General features: G+C 68.4%; 16 protein-coding genes. 1 reads left to right on the plus strand and 15 read right to left on the minus strand.

What is annotated here, in order from left to right; genetic code table 11:
* Window positions 1-134: 134 nt before the first annotated feature.
* Genes ACOAMO_RS13540 through ACOAMO_RS13550 form a run of 3 tightly spaced genes read right to left on the minus strand, consistent with a single transcriptional unit; the run spans window position 135 to window position 2,748 of the window.
* Window positions 135-656, minus strand: a complete 522-nt coding sequence (locus ACOAMO_RS13540; protein ID WP_420175269.1) for a hypothetical protein — start codon at window positions 654-656, stop codon at window positions 135-137.
* Between the two features lie 11 nt (window positions 657-667).
* Entirely contained in the window at window positions 668-2,032 is a 1,365-nt protein-coding gene (hisS, locus tag ACOAMO_RS13545) for a histidine--tRNA ligase (protein WP_420175270.1), read from the minus strand.
* The gene (locus ACOAMO_RS13550; RefSeq protein ID WP_420175271.1) at window positions 2,032-2,748 is read right to left on the minus strand and encodes an MBL fold metallo-hydrolase; all 717 of its coding nucleotides are present in this window, start codon (window positions 2,746-2,748) and stop codon (window positions 2,032-2,034) included. The genes hisS and ACOAMO_RS13550 overlap by 1 nt, the downstream gene beginning before the upstream one ends.
* A 21-nt stretch (window positions 2,749-2,769) precedes the next feature.
* Here ACOAMO_RS13550 and ACOAMO_RS13555 point away from each other — a divergent pair, with 21 nt between their 5' ends.
* The gene (locus tag ACOAMO_RS13555) at window positions 2,770-4,041 is read left to right on the plus strand and encodes a DUF349 domain-containing protein (RefSeq protein ID WP_420175272.1); all 1,272 of its coding nucleotides are present in this window, start codon (window positions 2,770-2,772) and stop codon (window positions 4,039-4,041) included.
* A gap of 86 nt (window positions 4,042-4,127) precedes the next feature.
* Here the strand turns inward: ACOAMO_RS13555 and ACOAMO_RS13560 are convergent, their stop codons facing one another.
* The 12 genes from ACOAMO_RS13560 to priA all read right to left on the minus strand — a co-directional run bounded on the left by ACOAMO_RS13560 (window position 4,128) and on the right by priA (window position 17,718).
* Window positions 4,128-6,470, minus strand: coding sequence for a RelA/SpoT family protein (locus ACOAMO_RS13560; RefSeq protein ID WP_420175273.1), 2,343 nt, complete (start codon window positions 6,468-6,470; stop codon window positions 4,128-4,130).
* Between the two features lie 14 nt (window positions 6,471-6,484).
* A complete protein-coding gene (locus tag ACOAMO_RS13565; protein WP_420175274.1) occupies window positions 6,485-7,018 on the minus strand; it encodes an adenine phosphoribosyltransferase in 534 nt (177 codons plus the stop codon).
* Between the two features lie 16 nt (window positions 7,019-7,034).
* A complete protein-coding gene (gene secF / locus ACOAMO_RS13570) occupies window positions 7,035-8,207 on the minus strand; it encodes a protein translocase subunit SecF (RefSeq protein WP_420175275.1) in 1,173 nt (390 codons plus the stop codon).
* Window positions 8,207-9,862: a protein translocase subunit SecD gene (gene secD / locus ACOAMO_RS13575; RefSeq protein ID WP_420175276.1), complete on the minus strand. Its 1,656-nt coding sequence runs from the start codon at window positions 9,860-9,862 to the stop codon at window positions 8,207-8,209. Before secD ends, secF begins: the two co-directional genes overlap by 1 nt.
* A 32-nt stretch (window positions 9,863-9,894) precedes the next feature.
* Window positions 9,895-10,302: a preprotein translocase subunit YajC gene (gene yajC / locus ACOAMO_RS13580; RefSeq protein ID WP_420175277.1), complete on the minus strand. Its 408-nt coding sequence runs from the start codon at window positions 10,300-10,302 to the stop codon at window positions 9,895-9,897.
* 100 nt (window positions 10,303-10,402) lie between these two features.
* Window positions 10,403-11,422 (minus strand): Holliday junction branch migration DNA helicase RuvB, encoded by a 1,020-nt coding sequence (gene ruvB / locus ACOAMO_RS13585; protein WP_420175278.1) that lies wholly within the window; start codon window positions 11,420-11,422, stop codon window positions 10,403-10,405.
* 10 nt (window positions 11,423-11,432) lie between these two features.
* A complete protein-coding gene (gene ruvA / locus ACOAMO_RS13590) occupies window positions 11,433-12,038 on the minus strand; it encodes a Holliday junction branch migration protein RuvA (RefSeq protein WP_420175279.1) in 606 nt (201 codons plus the stop codon).
* On the minus strand, window positions 12,035-12,577 hold the full coding sequence (ruvC, locus tag ACOAMO_RS13595) for a crossover junction endodeoxyribonuclease RuvC (RefSeq protein WP_420177054.1): 543 nt from the start codon (window positions 12,575-12,577) through the stop codon (window positions 12,035-12,037). The genes ruvA and ruvC overlap by 4 nt, the downstream gene beginning before the upstream one ends.
* Window positions 12,578-12,720: 143 nt before the next feature.
* Complete coding sequence (locus tag ACOAMO_RS13600; protein ID WP_420175280.1) at window positions 12,721-13,521, minus strand: YebC/PmpR family DNA-binding transcriptional regulator; 801 nt, start codon at window positions 13,519-13,521, stop codon at window positions 12,721-12,723.
* Window positions 13,522-13,561: 40 nt separating this feature from the next.
* Window positions 13,562-14,587, minus strand: a complete 1,026-nt coding sequence (locus ACOAMO_RS13605; protein ID WP_420175281.1) for a GNAT family N-acetyltransferase — start codon at window positions 14,585-14,587, stop codon at window positions 13,562-13,564.
* Window positions 14,588-14,617: 30 nt separating this feature from the next.
* A complete protein-coding gene (locus ACOAMO_RS13610; protein WP_420175282.1) occupies window positions 14,618-16,984 on the minus strand; it encodes an HAD-IB family hydrolase in 2,367 nt (788 codons plus the stop codon).
* Window positions 16,981-17,718: a bifunctional 1-(5-phosphoribosyl)-5-((5-phosphoribosylamino)methylideneamino)imidazole-4-carboxamide isomerase/phosphoribosylanthranilate isomerase PriA gene (gene priA, locus ACOAMO_RS13615; RefSeq protein ID WP_420175283.1), complete on the minus strand. Its 738-nt coding sequence runs from the start codon at window positions 17,716-17,718 to the stop codon at window positions 16,981-16,983. Before priA ends, ACOAMO_RS13610 begins: the two co-directional genes overlap by 4 nt.
* Window position 17,719 lies beyond the last annotated feature (1 nt).

Raw genomic sequence — 17,719 nt, forward strand, 5'->3', positions numbered from 1 at the left:
GGGTAGGACCCCGAGTCGCACCCCCCCTCGCAGACATCGACTGCCGGGCCACGCCCCCACCGGCGGGCGGACCCGATGCGGCGGCACGTTCAGCGGGCGCCCCGAGCCCCCAGGGGGCAGTGCCTCACGCGCGATCAGCTGCGAGCGGCGCGCAGCGCAGCGATGCAGTCACACAGCAGCCCCAGGGCCGGTTCCAGGCCCTTGGGGCGTGTGACCCGCACGAGCAGCAGCCCGTCGCCGCACAGCACGGCGTCGATGCGCGGGTCGCGTCGTGAGGCCGTCACCAGCTCGCTGAGCTCCTGGGGCACCGTGCCGTCGACTTCCTCCGCGGTGGCGGTGAAGGCCAGGCTGCGTGGTGCCCGGGTGACCAGGATCCAGCGGTGCAGGTGGGGCTGGCCCTGGCCCAGGCCGGGCCGCTCCACCACCAGCTGGGTACGGACATCGCCCACCAGGGCGCGATAGCACCGCTCGACCGAGCCGACGCTGTGCTTGCCGAAGCGACGCCCGTCGAGCTGGAAGATGTCCATCCAGCTGATGAAGTCGTGGTCGGCTACGAAGTGGTGCGTGACGTCGCTGTGGAAGAGCCACCCGAAGAAGGCGAAGATGGCCACCATCATGATGGCCACGCCCACCAGGGAGACCCAGATGGCGGTCATCCGAGCCTCCCTCAGCCCTCCGTCGTCACCGCGGGACGCAGGTCCTCGGCAGGGGGCGCCCAGGTGGCGGCGTCGGCATCGTGCTGCTCACCGGAGCGGATGTCCTTGACCTGACCGGCCATCCCGCCGAACCAGACGAAGGGGATGCCGCGCCGATCCGCGTGCTTGATCTGCTTGCCGAACTTGTCGGCCTTGGGCGCCACCTCGCAGGGCACCTGCCGGGCGCGCAGCGCTGCCGCCACCTCCTCGGCCTGGTCGCGGGTCTCTTCGTCGTCGACGGCCACCAGCACCGCGCTGGGCACGCTGCGGGTGGCGGTGATGCGGCCCTTGGTGATCATCGGCCCGAGCAGCCGCGTGACCCCCAGCGAGATCCCCACGCCGGGGAAGGTGACCTTGCCGTCGCTGGCCAGCGAGTCGTAGCGGCCGCCGGAGCTGATCGAGCCCAGCTTCTCGTGGCCCACCAGCTCGGTCTCGTAGACGGTGCCGGTGTAGTAGTCCAAGCCGCGCGCGATCTTCAGGTCGGCCACGATCCGTCCCGGCACGCGCCGGTTGGCGGCGAGCACCACGCGACGCAGCAGCTCCAGGCCCTCGTCGAGCATCTCGTGCTGCACCCCCAGCGCCCGCACCTGCTCGACGAAGGAGTCGTCGGGGGTGCAGATCCCGGCCAGCGCGACGCACTTGGCGGCCACCTCGGCCGACAGCCCCAACTCGCTGGTGAGCAGGTCGGCCACCGCCTCGCCGCCGATCTTGTCGAACTTGTCGACGCGCTGCAGCACGTCCAGGGTGCTCACCTGTTCGTGCGCCCCGCCCGGCTCCCCGATGCCCAGGCCGCGGTAGAAGCCCTCGGCGAGCTTGCGGTTGTTGACGTGCATCAGGGCCTGCGGCAGCCCCAGCTCGGTGTGCATCCGCTCCAGCGCCGCCAGCATCACGATGGGCGCCTCGACGTCGAAGTGGGCCGGCAGGTTGTCCTGGCCGACGATGTCGATGTCGGCCTGCAGGAATTCTCGGTAGCGACCCTCCTGCGGGCGTTCACCGCGCCAGACCTTCTGCACCTGGTAGCGCCGGAAGGGGAAGACCAGGTGGCCGGCATTCTCCATCACGTAGCGCGCGAAGGGCACGGTCAGGTCGAAGTGCAGGCCCAGGTCGTCGCCCTTGCCGTCGGAGTCCTCCGCGTGCAGGCGTCGCACGACGTAGACCTCCTTGGTGATCTCACCCTTGCGCGTGAGCGTGTCCATGGTCTCCACCGCGCGCGTCTCGATCGAGGCGAAGCCGTGCAGCTCGAAGGTCTCACGCAGGATGTCGAGCACGCGCTGCTCGACGATGCGCCCGGCGGGCAGGAATTCCGGGAACCCGGACAGCGGCTTGGGACGAGCCATCAGTAGTCACTTCCATCATCGGTGTTCTGCTGCATCGCCATCAGGGCATGTGGCTGCAGCCAAGGGTTGTTCAGGCGTTCTGCCCCCACGGTGGTGGTGGGGCCGTGACCGGGCAACAGGTGGGCCTCGTCCGGCAGGGTCAGCACCTGGGTGGCAAGGCTACTCGCCATCGCGAAGGAACTGCCGCGAGGCATGTCGGTGCGCCCGATCGAGCCGGCGAAGACCACGTCGCCGCTCAGCACCAACTGCTGCTCGGTCTGCTGCGGCACCAGCAGGGTGCACCCCGGGGTGTGGCCAGGCGCATGCCGGGTCTCGAAGGTGATGCCGGCGGCGGTGACCGGCCCGTCGTAGTGCCGCACGTCGCGCGGCGGGGTGAAGGTAGTGGTGTCGTAGAGCGATTCCAGGATGGGCCGGGAATCGGCGCTCAGCGCCAGCAGCGGCTCGGTGAGCAGGTCGGCATCGGCCTCGTGCACCCAGACCGGAACCTCGGCCTCGTCGGCGATCTCGCGGGCCGAGGCGATGTGGTCGACGTGTCCGTGGGTGAGCAGCACCGCCTCCAGGGTCAGGCCGTACTGCTGCAGGCCACGACGCACTCCGTCGGTGGCCCCCACGCCGGGATCGACCACGACGCAGGGTCCGCCCTCCTGGAGGGCCATCAAATAACAATTCGTCTGCCACGGACCGGCTGGGAAAGAGGCAATGAGCACAATGGGCACCTTATCGGGCAAGATGGGACCATGAGCGAAACTGCAGGTCCGAACCCGTTCGGTCGCGTCGAAGACGCGCAAACATTCGGTCGCGTTGAAGACGATGGCACCGTCTATGTGATCACCCCCGAGGGTGAACGACGAGTTGGCCAGGTCCCCGATGTCGATCCCTCCGAAGCCCTCGCCTTCTACGTGCGGCGCTTCCAGAGCCTGGAGACGGAGGTGGGCCTGCTGGAGGCCCGCATCGCCTCGGGCACCCTGGGTGTCGAGGAGGCTCGCAAGTCGATCGACTCGCACCGCAAGAACATCGTCGACGCGAATGCCGTGGGTGACCTCGCCTCGCTGGTGGCCCGGCTCGATGCCCTCGCCCCCACGCTCGAGGCCCAGCAGGAGCAGCGCAAGGCGGAGAAGGCAAAGGCCGCCCAGGCAGCCAAGGCCGAGAAGGAGCGCATGGTTGCCGAGGCCGAGAAGCTGGCCCAGGGCAATGACTGGCGTGGTGGCGTGAACCGCTTCCGCGCCCTCCTCGAGGAGTGGAAGGCCCTGCCCCGCATCGACCGCGCCACCGACGATGCCCTGTGGCACCGCTTCTCCAGCGCCCGCACCACCTACACCCGCCGCCGCAAGGCACAGTTCGCCGAGCAGAACAAGAAGCGCGAGGGCGCCCGGCAGCTCAAGGAACAGATCATCGAGGAGGCTCGCCCGCTGGCCAGCTCCACGCAGTGGGGCCCCACCGCTGGCGCCTTCCGTGACCTGATGGCTCGCTGGAAGGCAGCCGGGTCGGCCCCCCGCGCCGAGGACGACAAGCTGTGGGCCACCTTCCGCGCCATCCAGGACGAGTTCTTCGCCGCCCGCGACGCCGCCATGGCCGAGCAGGACAAGGAATTCGTCGGCAACCAGCAGGCCAAGGAGGCGCTGCTGGACGAGGCGGAGAAGACCATCCTCCCGGTCACCGACCTGGCCACCGCCCGCACCCAGTTCCGCGATTTCCTGTCGAAGTTCAACGAGTACGGCAAGGTGCCGCGCGATGCGATCCGCCCGCTGGATGCCCGTGTGCGCAAGCTGGAGAATGCCGTCAAGGATGCCGAGGCCGAGGAATGGCGCCGCACCGATCCGGAGGCGCGTCAGCGTGCCGCCGACACGGTGGCCATGTTCACCGCCCAGATCGAGAAGCTCACCGTCCAGGCCGAGAAGCTCGAGGCCGAGGGCAAGGAGAAGAAGGCCAAGGAGGCCCGCGACTCGATCGCCTTCAACCAGTCCCTGCTGGACCAGGCGCAGAAGGCCCTCGACGAGTTCAAGTCCTGACTGCTCGCATCAACGACACAGTCCCACGACCGTGATGGTCGTGGGACTGTTCTCGTCCCTGCCGCAGGATCGGGGCTGGGCAGTCGTCAGGAGCGCACCCGGAAGACGTCGTAGACGCCCGGCACCTTGCGCAGGTTCTGCAGCACGTGGTCCAGGTGGGAGGGGTCGGGCGACTCGAAGCTGACGCGCATCTTGTACAGCTGTCCCCCGGTGGTATTCATGGTGGCCTGGGTGATGTTGAGGTGCTGGTCGGCCAGCACCCGGCTGATGTCCGCGAAGGCGCCCTGGCGGTCGAGTCCCTCGATCTGGATGTTGACCAGGTAGACCTGCCCGGCCGCGGTGTCCCAGGCGACCTCGACGATCCGTTCCGGATTGGCCAACAGGTTGTTGGCATTGGTGCAATCGCGACGATGCACGCTGACGCCGTCGCCACGGGTCACGAAGCCCAGGATCTCGTCCCCGGGCATCGGGGTGCAGCACTTGGCCAGCTTGACGTAGACATTCGGGTCCCCGGCCACCACCACGCCCGTCTCGGAGCGGGCACCGCGGGAGCGGCGACGCCCCACCGGCGCCTCCTCCAGGGACTCCTCGGCCGCGGCCTCGGCGCCACCGGTGAGCGCGATCAGCCGGTGCATCACGTTCTGCGCGCTGGCCGTGCCCTCCCCGATCGCCGCGTACAGGGCGGGAATGTCGCCCAGCCGCATCGAGTCGGCGACGCTGGCCAGGTGTTCGGCGGTGAGGATCCGCTGCAGGGGCAGGCCGGACTTGCGCATCTGCCGGGCCAGGTCGTCCTTGCCCCGCTCGATGGCCTCCTCGCGGCGTTCCTTGCTGAAGTGGGCCTTGATCTTGCTGCGCGCCCGCGGGCTGGTGACGAAGCCCAGCCAGTCACGCGACGGTCCGGCATTCTCGTCCTTGCTGGTGAGCACCTCGACCACGTCGCCATTGGTCAGCTTGGACTCCAACGGAACCAGCCGCCCGTTGACCCGGGCCCCGACGCACCTCGCCCCCACCTGGGTGTGGACCGCGTAGGCGAAGTCCACCGGGGTCGCACCGGCGGGCAGGGCGATGACGTCGCCCTTGGGGGTGAAGGCGTAGACCTCGCTGGAGTTGATCTCGAAACGCAGCGCGTCCAGGAACTCGCTGGGATCCTCGGTCTCCTTGCTCCACTCGTTGAGGTTGTGCACCCACGACAGGTCGGTGCCCTCGGCCTCGGAGACGCCCTGGCCCTGCACCGGGTTGCGCAGGGCCTCCTTGTACTTCCAGTGCGCGGCGACGCCGTACTCGGCCCGCCGGTGCATCTCATGGGTGCGGATCTGCAGCTCCACCGGCTTGCCGCCGGGGCCCAGCACGGTGGTGTGCAGGCTCTGGTACATGTTGTACTTCGGCATCGCGATGTAGTCCTTGAACCGCCCCGGCAAGGGATTCCATCGCACGTGCATCACGCCCAGCGCGGCATAGCAGTCGCGCGGGGTCTCCACCAGGATGCGCAGCCCCACCAGGTCGTAGATGTCCTTGAACTCCCGGCCGCGCACCACCATCTTCTGGTAGATCGAGTAGTAGTGCTTGGGCCGCCCGTAGACGGTGGCGGTGATGTTGGCCGCCGCCAGATCCACCTGCACCTGCTTGATCACGTCGCGCAGCTGGCGTTCCCGCTGCGGCGCGAACTCGGCCACCAGCCGCACGATCTCGTCGTAGACCTTGGGGTGCATCGCGGCGAAGGACAGGTCCTCCAGCTCCCACTTGACGGCATTCATGCCCAGGCGGTGCGCCAGCGGGGCAAAGATCTCCAGCGTCTCGTTCGCGATGCGGTACTGCTTGTCGGGCCGCAGCACGCTGATGGTGCGCATGTTGTGCAGCCGATCGGCCAGCTTGATGACGAGGACCCGGATGTCCTTGCTCATCGAGATGACCATCTTGCGCAGCGTCTCGGCCTTGGCCGACTCGCCATAGGTCACCTTGTCGAGCTTGGTGACCCCGTCCACCAGCAGCGCCACCTCGTGCCCGAAGTCGGCGGTCAGCTGCTCCATCGTGTACGAGGTGTCCTCGACGGTGTCGTGCAGCAGGGCTGCCACCAGCGTCGGTTCGGTCATGCCCAGCTCGGCCAGGATCGTGGTGACCGCCAGCGGGTGGGTGATGTAGGGATCACCCGACTTGCGGGTCTGGCCGCGGTGGTAGTGCTCGGCGGTGTTGTAGGCACGCTCCAGCAGGGCCAGATCGGCCTTGGGGTGGTTGGCGCGCACCACCTTGAACAACGGGTCCAGCACCGCCAGGGTTGGCGTGCGCGGGGCGCCCAGGCGCGCCAGGCGCTGGCGCATCCGCATCCGCGGCGCCTCCGGGCCGGAGGTGAAACGATCCGGCGACTGTTCACCACCGCTGGCGCTGGCCGCACTCCCCTGCGTGTACGGTCCGTAGACTCCGTTGCTACTCACAGGGGCCCTCCCAGTCAGGCGGTCAGGATGGAACTGAACGAGTCGATACCCGATTCGTCCAGCACGGCGCGGCCGCCCAGGAAGCTGAGTTCCATCACCACCGCGACATGCACCAGGTTGACGTCCAGCTTGCGCAGCAGCTTTGCCGTGGCGCCGATCGTACCGCCCGTGGCCAGCACATCGTCGACGACCATCACTCGGGCACCCGAGGGGATGGCGTCGCGGTGCATGGTCAGCGTCTCGGTGCCGTACTCCAGGGCGAACTGCTCCTCGAAGACCGGCCGCGGCAGCTTGCCCGGCTTGCGCACCGGCACGAAACCGGCGCCGAGCTTGACGGCCACCGGGGCGGCGAAGATGAAGCCGCGGGCCTCCATGCCCACCACGATGTCGATATCACCGGGGGCGCTGGCCACGATCTGGTCGATCGAGGCGGCGAAGCCCTGCGGCGAGGCGAGCAACGGGGTGATGTCCTTGAAGGTGACGCCCGGCTTGGGGAAGTCGGGCACGTCGGTGATCAAGGACTGGATGAGTGACAGCTGGTCCTGCATGTGGGTTCCCCCGGTCTCACTTGCCCTTGCGGGCGCTTCTGGTGGTTCGAGTGGTCTGCTTGCGGGTGGTGCGCACCGGGGCGCCCGACGCGGTGGCGACGGCGGTCTTCGCCTGGTCGTCACCGTGGTGGGCCCGGGCCGCCTTGCGCGCCGCCCGGCGTTCCAGGTTCTCGCGGTGCTCCCGCATCTTGGGCTCGCGCTCCCGCAGCCAGGCCAACAGCGGCGTGGCGATGAAGATGGACGAGTAGGCACCGGCCACCATGCCGACGAAGAGCGCCAGGCCCAGGTCCTTCAGCGGCCCCGAACCCAGCACGAAGGCGCCGGCGAAGAGCAGCGCGGCCACCGGCAGCACGCCGATGATGGTGGTGTTCAACGAACGCACCAGCACCTGGTTGACGGCGTGGTTGGCCGCAGACGAATAGGTCCTGGCCTGCTTCGACAGGTCGGTGACGTTCTCCTTGACCTTGTCGAAGACCACCACCGTGTCGTAGAGCGAGTAGCCCAGGATGGTCAGCACACCGATCAGACTGGAGGGCGTGACGGTGAAGCCCAACCAGGAGTAGACGCCCACGGTCAGCAACAAGTCGTGCATCAGCGCCACCAGGGCGGCGATCGACATCTTCCAGTCGCGGAAGTAGATCCAGATCAGCAGGCTCACCAGGACCAGGAAGACCACCAGGGCCTGGACGCCCTTCTTGGTGATCTGGTCGCCCCAGGAGGCGCCGATCAGCGAATAGGCCACATCCTCGGTCGGGGCCCCGGCCGCCTCGGCGATGGCGGCGCGCACCTGCTTGACCTCGGGGTCGCTGAGGGTACGGGTCTGCACCTTGACCTCGCCGCTGCCCACCGTCAGCACGGTGGTGGCGTCCATCTCCGGCAGTCCGGTGTCCATCACGGCGTCGGTGACCTTGCCGATGGTCTGCGAGTTCACCTGGGTGGGGGCGGAGAAGTCGGCACCGCCCTTGAACTCGATGCCCAGGTTCAGCCCGCGCAGCAGCAGCGACAAGACCGCGAGCCCGAGGACCACGCCGGAGATGAGGAACCACAGCTTCTTGCGGCCGACGAAGTCCCAGGAGACGTCCCCGGTGTAGAGGCGGTGGGCCAGGCTCAGCTTCTTGCCGTGGGAGTCGACATTGCTGACCTGCTCGCCCGAGAGCTGGTCTTCCTCTGGGAGGTGGGCGGTGCTCATCATGCCTCCTCGGCGGTGGTGGCGGCGTCGTCGGTGGCCCGAGTGGTGCGGGCGGCGCGCCCCTGGCGACGCGGCTGGGTGCGACGCTCAGGGGATCGGCGGATGCCCAGCAGCGAGTTGCGGCTGACGCCCATGTGCTCGGGATCCAGACCGGACCACTTGTGGCCCTGCCCGAAGAACTTGGTCCGGCCCAGCACGCTCATCAGCGGCTTGGTGAACCAGAAGACGATCGCCATGTCGATCAGGGTGGTCAGGCCCAGCGTGAAGGCGAAGCCCTTGACGGCGCCGACGGCCAAGATGAACAGCACCACGGCCGAGAGCAGCGAGACGCCGTCGGCGATCACGATGGTGCCGCGCGCCTTCTTCCAGCCGGTCTCGATGGCCGACTTGAGACTGCGGCCGTCGCGGATCTCGTCGCGGATGCGTTCGAAGTAGATGATGAAGGAGTCGGCGGTCACACCGATGGCCATGATGGCACCGGCCACGCCGGGCAGGTTGAGCGCAAAGCCCATCGCCTCGCCCAACAGGGACATCGTGGCCCAGGTGATCACGGCGGCGATCACCAACGAACCGATCACGATGATCGCCAGGCCCCGGTAGTAGAACAGCGAGTACAGCACCACCAGCAGCAGGCCGATGATGCCGGCGATGATGCCGGCCCGCAGCTGCTCGCCGCCCAGGGTCGGGCTGACGGTCTGCACCTCGGAGATGTCGAACTTCAACGGCAGGGCACCGTAGTTGAGCACATTGGCCAGGTCCTGGGCGCTCTTCTGCGTGAAGTTGCCGGTGATCTGGGCCTGGCCGTTCAGGATCGCGGACTGGATGGCCGGGGCCGAGACCACCTTGCCGTCGAGCACGATCGCATTCTGGTTCATCGGGGGCTGCTTGTTCACCAGCTGGGTGGTGGCCTCACCGAAGGCCTTCTTGCCGGCCTCGTCGAAGGTCAGGTTCACCGCCACCTGGACGGTGCCCTGCGGCACGCCCGAGGTGGCGTCCTTGACGTGCTTGCCCTCGATGATGACCGGACCCAGCAGGTACTTGGCGGTGCCCTCCTGATCGCAGGTGACCAGCGGCTGGTCGATCACGTCGACCGTGGGCTTGTTGCACTCGTACTTGGCGAACTCGGCCTGATCATTGGCGGTGGGCTGGTAGGCCATCGCCTTGTCCAGCGGCATGATCTTGCCGGTGCTCTTGGCGCGCGCCTTCGGGGGTGCCGTGGGCAGGCCCGGCTTGCTGGCACTGGCCGACGGGTTGCTCGAAGGATCGGGCTGCACGGGCTCCACGGCCAGCACATTGCGAAACATCAGCTGCGCGGTGCGCCCCACCATGGCGGTCAGGTCGTCATTGCTGACATTGGGGACGCTCACCACGATGTGCTGGTTGCCCTGCGTGGTCACCGAGGCCTCGCCGACGCCGATGGCATCCACGCGCTGCTGGATGATCATGCGCGCCTGCTCCAGGTTCTCGGGCGAGATCGAGCCCGAACCATTCGTGTTGCTGGCGGTCAGGGTGATGGTGGAGCCGCCGGCCAGGTCAAGACCCAACCGAGGCTTCCAGGTGTTCGCCAGGGCCATCAACCCGAACAGCGCCGCTGCGCAGAGGGTGAAGATGACTAGTGTGCGACCGGGATGTGATCGGCTCGTGCTCGTGGCCACTGTCTGTAGTCCTTGTCTGGATCGGGTGGCGATCAGTTGCTGCGATCGTCGGTGGAGTCAGGGCGGGCGAAGGGATCCTGGGCCACGGTCTGCTGGGCCACGGGCTGCTCGTCGAGGGGCTCCTGACCCAGGGCGGCCTGCTCGTCGGGGCCCTGCTCCAGCTCGTCCTCGAACTCGAACTCCTCCTCGTCGGGCGTGACCAGCTTCACCACGGCCTGCTTGGTGGCGGTCACCTCCACCCCGGGGGCGATCTCGACGATGACCTGCTCGTCACCGACGTGGGTGATCGTGCCGAAGATGTTGCTGGTCAGCAGCACTCGACTGCCCTCGGTGAGCGACTCGCGAAGCCGGGCCTGTTCCTCCGCCTGCTTCTTGATGGGGCGCTGCATCAGCAAGCTGAACATGAACAGCGCCAGGAGGGCGATGAGCAGAGTGGTCAAGTCGAATCCGATCTGGGTCGTTGGGACGTGGTCCATCCGAAAGCGTACCCACTGCCCCCGCTCCACGACGAAACGCCGGGCCGCGGTCCCGCGGCAATGTTCAGCCGCCGAAGAGGTCCTGCTGGGCCGGCGGCGTCAACCCCAGGTGCTCCCAGGCCAGGCTGGTGGCCACCCTGCCGCGCGGAGTGCGCATCAGGAATCCGAGCCGCACCAGGAAGGGCTCGGCCACCTCCTCGACCGTCTCGGTCTCCTCCCCCACGCTGATCGCCAGGGTCGACAGCCCGACGGGCCCGCCGCCGAACTTGGTGCAGATGGCCTCCAGCACCGCCCGGTCAAGGCGGTCCAGCCCCAGCCGGTCCACCTCGTACAGGTCGAGTGCCTCACTGGTGATGGTGCGATCCACCTTGCCGGCGTGGCGCACCTGCGAATAGTCACGCACCCGGCGCAGCAGCCGATTGGCGATGCGAGGGGTGCCCCGCGAGCGCAGCGCGATCTCGCGCGCCGAGTCCTCGTCCAGCGCGACGTCGAGCACCGTGGCCGAGCGCCGCACGATGTGCTCCAGCGCCTCGGCCTCGTAGAAGTCCAGCTGGGCGGTGAAACCGAAACGGTCACGCAGGGGGCCTGGCAGCATTCCCGAACGCGTCGTGGCGCCCACCAGCGTGAAGGGCGGGATGTCGATGGGGATGGCGGTGGCCCCGGGCCCCTTGCCCACCACGACGTCGACCCGGAAGTCCTCCATCGCCAGGTAGAGCATCTCCTCGGCGGGGCGGCTCATCCGGTGGATCTCGTCCAGGAAGAAGACCTCGCCCTCCACCAGTCCCGACAGGATCGCGGCCAGGTCGCCGGCGTGCTGGATCGCCGGCCCCGACGAGATCCGCAACGGTGCGCCCATCTCACTGGCGATGATCATCGCCAGCGTGGTCTTGCCCAAGCCGGGTGGCCCGGAGAGCAGCACATGGTCGGGGGTGGTCCCCCGGTGCTTCGCGGCGGCCAGCACCAGGCCCAGCTGATCGTTGACCCGGGGCTGGCCCTCGAAGTCGTCCAGCGTGGCGGGACGCAGCGCCGCCTCGACGGCGCGTTCCTCGGGTTCGGCCCAGGGGTCGACGGCAGAGTGTTCCACGTCGCCAACCCTACTTGCGGGCCAGGGAGACCAGCGCCGCCCGCATCAGCACGGCGATTCCGACACCGGGGTCCTCCTCCACCAGGTGCGCGACATTGTCGCAGGCGGCATCGGCGTCGCGGGTCGAGTAGCCCAGCCCCTGCAAGCCCTCGGCCACCTGCTCGCGCCACTGCGCGGCCCCGGCACCGCTGGGGGTGGGCGCGGTGACCGCCCCCAGGGCATTCACCTTGTCCTTGAGTTCGATGACCATCTTCTGGGCACCCTTGCGTCCGATGCCGGGCACCTTGCACAGCGCCACCAGGTTCTCGCTGGCGATGGCGGTGCGGAAGTCCTCGGGGCCCATCACGCTCACCACGGCCTGGGCGATCTTGGGGCCCACGCCGCTGGCCTGCTGCACCAGTTCGAACAGGTCCCGCTCGTCGGCGTTCTGGAAGCCGTAGAGGGTCATGGAGTCCTCGCGCACCACCAGGGAGGTGTGCACGGTGGTCTGGGCGCCGAGCCGAGCAGCGGCCGCGGTGGCGGGGGTGCACAGGGTCTTCATGCCGAAGCCGTTGACCTCGAGCACCAGCCAGGTGGCTCCCACCCCGGCGACGGTTCCACTCAGGTGACTGATCATGCACTCCTCCTGGCCCGGCCACCGGCGCGACGGGTCCGGGCGGCGCGCTCGACGGCTTCGGCATAACGGTTGGTGGCGGTCCCCCGCCACAGGTGACAGATGGCCAGGGCGACGGCGTCGGCCGCATCCGCCGGCCTGGGCGGCCCGGTGAGCTTCAGGATGCGGGCCACCATGGCACCCACCTGCGCCTTGTCGGCCCGGCCGGAGCCCGTGATGGCGGCCTTCACCTCACTGGGGGTGTGCAGCACCACCGGCAGGGCGTGACGCGCCGCGATGAGCATGGCGATGCCGGCGGCCTGGCTGGTTCCGGTCACCGACTGCAGGTTGTGCTGGGCGAAGACGCGCTCCACGGCGATCGCATCGGGCCGGTGCTCGCGCACCCATTCCTCCAAGCCGGTCTCGATGGCCAGCAGGCGGTGCGCATGGTCCTGGTCGGCAGGGGTGCGCACCACGCCCGCGGCCACCAGCGACAGCTGTCGGCGCGCGTCCTGCTCCACGATGCCCACGCCGCAACGGGTCAGGCCGGGATCGACGCCCAGTACGCGCACCACACCTCCCGGCAGCAGGATCGAGGACCAAGATCGAACAAACGTTCGGAACTCTACTCCACTGCCGGGGCGCCAGCAATGACGACGCCCGCCACCAGGGCGGTGGCGGGCGTGCAATCCAGGGGCAGGCCCTGTCAGTCCTCGGACTCCAGGGCTGCCTGCAGCTCGGGGCTCAGCTCAACATTGGTGTAGACATTCTGGACGTCGTCGGACTCCTCCAGGGCGTCCACCACGCGCTCGATCTTCTCGACGGTCTCACGCTCGGTGACCACCTGGCCGAAGGTCGGCACGAAGGCCACGTCGGCGGAGTTGTAGTCGATGCCGGCGGCCTGGACGGCCTTGCGCACCTCCACCAGGTCATTGGTGTCGCAGACCAGCTCGAACTCGTCGCCGTTGTCGTTGACGTCCTCGACATTGGCCTCGATGGTGGCCTCGAGCAGTTCGTCCTCGGTGACCTCACGGGTGGTGGTCTTGCGACCCTCGCCGGGCACCTCCATGGTCTTCGCCACGGTGACGACGCCCTTGCGCTCGAACAGGCGCTGCACCGAACCGCCGTCGGCGATGGTGCCGCCATTGCGGGTGACCGCCACGCGCACCTCGGAGACCGCGCGGTTGCGGTTGTCGGTGAGGCACTCGATCAGGATCGCGACGCCGTCGGGGCCGTAGGCCTCGTACATGATCGTCTCGTAGTTAACCGCATCCGAACCGACACCGGAGCCGCGCTTGACGGCGCGATCGATGTTGTCATTGGGGACCGAGTTCTTCTTGGCCTTCTGGATCGCGTCGTACAGTGCCGGATTTCCCCCAGGATCACCGCCGCCCACACGCGCTGCAACCTCGACATTCTTCACCAGCTTGGCAAAGAGCTTGCCGCGCTTGGCGTCGATGACTGCCTTCTTGTGCTTCGTGGTGGCCCACTTGGAATGACCGGCCATACGCAACCACACCTCTCGTAGAGAATCCTGCCGACAGATGCTACTCGCTGTCGTCGTCAACCCGTAATTCGCGTCCATAGAGCACGACGGTCTCCTCCGAGTCGTACCCGATCGAGGTGAACAGCTCCACCGCTCCGGCGGGGTCCTGCGTGTCGACGCCCAACCCGGCTCCCTGCAGGCCGGCCTCGAGGAAGGACTTCATCGACGCGACCAGCAGGGCGTGCCCCAGGCAGCGTCCGCGCCAGGCGGGCCGCACCCCGAGCCGATCGGTCCACCCCTCGCGAATGCCCTGGGCCTCCCACTCCTGCACATTGGCGCAGTTCATCGCATACCCGACCACCTCGCCCTGGTGGGTGGCCACCCAGCTCCACTGCGGACGCGCGGCGCCACGCTGCATCTGATGCTCCCAGACCGCCTGCGAGACGGCGTGCACGCCCGGGGTCTCGGCGAAGGCCTCGTTGTGCGCGGCACGGACCTGCTCGCTCAGCTCGGGGTGGTAGGGCTGCAACTGCACGTCGTGCAGGGGCGGCATCGCGGGCAGCGTCCACGGCGAGCCGTCCTGGGTCTCGAAGGACAGGTGCATGTCGAAGTACCAACGCCGTGGCGTGAAGCCGCTGCGCACCATGGTGCGGGCCTGAGTGACGGCCTTCTCCTCGACGTAGCGGGTCAGCAGCACGCGGTCGATCCGGGAATCGCGCAGATACTGCTCCTCGAGCCATTCCCTGGCCCGGGCAACCTGCCAGGTCACCGTGCTCAGGCCCAAGCCCTTGTGCCGCCAGGCCGGGTGCACCGCGCCGTCCAACCACAGCTGGGGCTCCCCCACGTCGACGCCGCGGGGATGGTTCCAGCCGTAGGCCACGATGGTGCCGGCCCGGTCACGGCCCACCACCGCGTCGGCGGCCGGGTCGGCGCCGGGGGCCTCGAAGTACTCCCACAGCTCGTCCAGGCCCATCCTGTCGACGGGGTCGTCGAAATATTCAACGGCCATCCGCAGCTCGGCGAGCTGTTCCAGGTCATCGGCGCACAGTGCAGTCCAGTTCAGGCTGCCTTCCACGAAGGGGTCCACGGGGCTCCTTCCATCAGGACACCCTCAAGACTACGCCTTGTCGTAGCCGCTTCGTCGAGGAAGACGCCAACGTCCCAGGGTGCGTTCGGCATGCCAGTCCACCACGCTCCAGCCGCCCTTGCGGGCGGCGCGCAGCAGGCCCACATCGGGCTGGACCGCCACCGGATTGCCCACGGCATTCAACATGGGCAGGTCCACGTGGCTGTCGGCATAGGCGAAGGACTTGGCCAGGTCGTAGCCGTGCAGCGTGGCGTGGTGCCGCAGCCAGGCAGAGCGTGACTCACCGACCATGGGCGGCGAGGTGAGGAATCCGGTGCACACCCCGTCGGCATCGGTGGCCAGTTCGGCGGCCACCACGATGTCGAACAGGTCCTCGAGGGGGCGCGTCAAGGGGCGGATCACGCCGGTCAGCAGCACGGTGGTGTGCCCCGCGTCACGGTGCTCCTGGATGCGCTTCAGCGCCTCGGGAGACATCCGGTCCTTGATCAGCGGCGTCATCTGCTCATCGACGTAGGCCTCCAGCCGGGCCTTCTCCATGCCGGCGTAACGCCGGTAGATCGAGCGCAGGAAGGTGGCGCGGTCGCGCCGATCGGCGCCCAGGTAGCCGGGCAGCGAGGCCGCCACCTGGGCCAGCTCACGCACCCGCCCCACCGGGGAGAGTTCGGGCAGCCGCGCCCACAGGTAGGTCTCCACCACATTGGTGTCGAGCACCGTGCCGTCCAGGTCGAAGACGGCCAGCACCGTGCCCGGCTCGCTGGGCTTGAGCTCCTTGTAGGTGCTGGCCCGGTTGCCGCGGCGCTTACGCATCGCCTCCAGCCGCCGCACCGGATCGGTGATCGACGGGGCGTGGATCTCCTGCATGTAGGTCTTCCAGTCCACCGCCGAGGTGTCGAAGGCGAAGGAGGCCACGTCGTCGGGGTGCAGTGACCGGTGCAGTGCCATCGTGCAGTCGTCGACGAAGTGCAGCTGCGACTGCAGGTACTCCCCGTACAGGGTGAGGTAGCGCCGCAGGAAGTCCAGGTTCTTGCCCTGCTTGTCGAGCGTCACGGCCAGGTCGCGGGTGCGCTGGCCGCGCGGCGCCCAGGTGATGGCCCGGTCCCCGATGCGGTGGGCCCTCTCGGCCACGTCCAGCAGCCTCAGCACGGGCTGCTCGCCGGGGAAGTTCCACGTCGCCAGGGGCGCCACCGTGCCGTCGGAGCGCGTGTAGGGATGCTGGGAGAAGTACTCGCGGATGTACTCGTAGATCTCCCGGAAGGTCATCGGGTTCCGAGCCCCGGTGGAGCAGTGGTAGAACTCCGGCTGCCCGATCTCGGGCTGGGTGGCGCAGACGGCCACGATCGCATTGACCACGTGGTCGCAGGGGACGATGTCGAGCGCGGCATCGGGCGAGGCCGGGAACTCCTTCAGCTGTCCCTTGCCGTAGGCCAGGATGATCGGGTCGGCCATCTTGAAGCCCTCGATCCACCCCGGGTAGGGATGCACCAGGCTCGATTCGACGATGGCCGGGCGCACGATGGAGACCTTGATGTCCTTGCCCAGGTCTGCGACGACGCGCTCCCCCATCGCCTTCGCGAAGGTGTATACGTCGGTCCAGCCCAGCGAACGGGCGCGCTCGGTGCCGGCCTCCACCAGCTGGGCCTTGACCCATTCCTGCCGGCGGCGCTCGGTGTCCTCGGCGGTGGTGAGGAAGCCGGCCTGGCGGTGTTCGCGCTCGGCCTGCTTGCGCAGGATCGCCAGTTGCTCGGCGGTGCGGCTCTGTTCCTCGACGCGCTGCCCCATCGCCAGCGCGGCCTCGGTCTCCACCCGGTAGTCGACGTCGTGCTCGTGGGCCGCCTCGGGGATGGCGCCCCGTCGTCGACCCGCGGTGTAGGCGGTGGAGATGTGCACATAGTGCGGGATGCGCTGCAGCTTCCCGTCCTGGTCGCTGCAGGCGGCCAGCATGGCCTCCATCAGGGCCTGGGTGCCCAGCACATTGGTCTGGAAGGCGGCATCGATGGGCGGGTCGAAGCTCACGTCACCGGCGCAGTGGACCACCACGTCCAGGTCGCGGGGCAGCTCGGGCACATTGGGCAGGTCGCCCGAGAGCACGTCCACCCGGGCATCGCACAGGGCCTCGGCGCCGCCGGCAGCGGCGGCCAGCTCCTTGAAGATGGGCTTCTTGAGGAGGCCCACCACACGGTCTCGTGCCGTGAGCGAGCCCTTGGGGCGCACCAGCACGACGGCGCGCGTGTCCGGCAGTTCGGTGAGGATCTTCCACAGCAGCTGCTCACCGATGAAGCCGGTGACACCGGTCATGACGATCTTCTGCCCGGCCAGCAGATCCTTCAGCCGTCCGGTCAGCAGCGGCGGCACATGGGCCGAGGTGGCCTGCTGGCCGAAGCTGCCATTGCTGCTCACGAGCGGGCCTCGCCGCGAGCCACGCCGAGGGCTTCGGGCAGGGTGAAGTTGCCGACGTAGAGGGCGGTGCCGACGATGGCCCCCTCGACGCCGATGGGGACCAACCCGCGCAGCTGACGCAGGTCTTCCAGGGTGGAGATGCCCCCGCTGGCCACCACGGCGGCCTCGGTGCGGGCGCAGACCTGGCCCAGCAGTTCGAAATTGGGGCCGGTCAGCATGCCGTCGCTGGCCACGTCGGTGACCACGTAGCGCTCGCAGCCGGCCTTGTTCAGCCGCTCGACCGTCTCGAAGAGGTCACCGCCCTCACGGGTCCAGCCACGCGCCGCCAGACGTTGGCCCTTCACGTCCAGGCCGATCGCCACCTGGTCACCGTGGTCCGCGATGATCTTCTCGCACCATTCGGGATTCTCCAGGGCGGCGGTACCGACATTGACGCGACGGGCCCCGGCCTTGAGGGCGCGCTCCAGGCTCTCGTCATCGCGAATCCCACCCGACATCTCCACATTGATGTCCAGTTCACCCACGATGCGGGCCAGCACCTCGTAGTTGGTGCCCCGGCCGAAGGCGGCGTCCAGATCCACCAGATGGATCCACTCCGCCCCCTGGCTCTGCCATCGACGAGCGGCCTCGAGCGGGTCGCCAAAGGTCTTCTCGGACCCGGCCACACCCTGCACGAGCTGGACGGCCTGGCCGCCCTGGACATCAACGGCGGGAAGCAGAACTAGTGAAGTCACG

This window comes from Luteococcus struthionis, assembly GCF_048595755.1.
GTDB lineage: Bacteria > Actinomycetota > Actinomycetes > Propionibacteriales > Propionibacteriaceae > Luteococcus.

Excerpts from the sequence above, each read along its gene's own strand:
- ACOAMO_RS13540 (WP_420175269.1), bottom strand. The coding sequence starts at position 656 with ATGACCGCCATCTGGGTCTCCCTGGTGGGCGTGGCCATCATGATGGTG.
- hisS (WP_420175270.1), bottom strand. The coding sequence starts at position 2,032 with ATGGCTCGTCCCAAGCCGCTGTCCGGGTTCCCGGAATTCCTGCCCGCC.
- ruvA (WP_420175279.1), bottom strand. The coding sequence starts at position 12,038 with ATGATCAGTCACCTGAGTGGAACCGTCGCCGGGGTGGGAGCCACCTGG.
- ACOAMO_RS13565 (WP_420175274.1), bottom strand. The coding sequence starts at position 7,018 with ATGCAGGACCAGCTGTCACTCATCCAGTCCTTGATCACCGACGTGCCC.
- secF (WP_420175275.1), bottom strand. The coding sequence starts at position 8,207 with ATGAGCACCGCCCACCTCCCAGAGGAAGACCAGCTCTCGGGCGAGCAG.
- ACOAMO_RS13600 (WP_420175280.1), bottom strand. The coding sequence starts at position 13,521 with ATGGCCGGTCATTCCAAGTGGGCCACCACGAAGCACAAGAAGGCAGTC.
- ACOAMO_RS13555 (WP_420175272.1), top strand. The coding sequence starts at position 2,770 with ATGAGCGAAACTGCAGGTCCGAACCCGTTCGGTCGCGTCGAAGACGCG.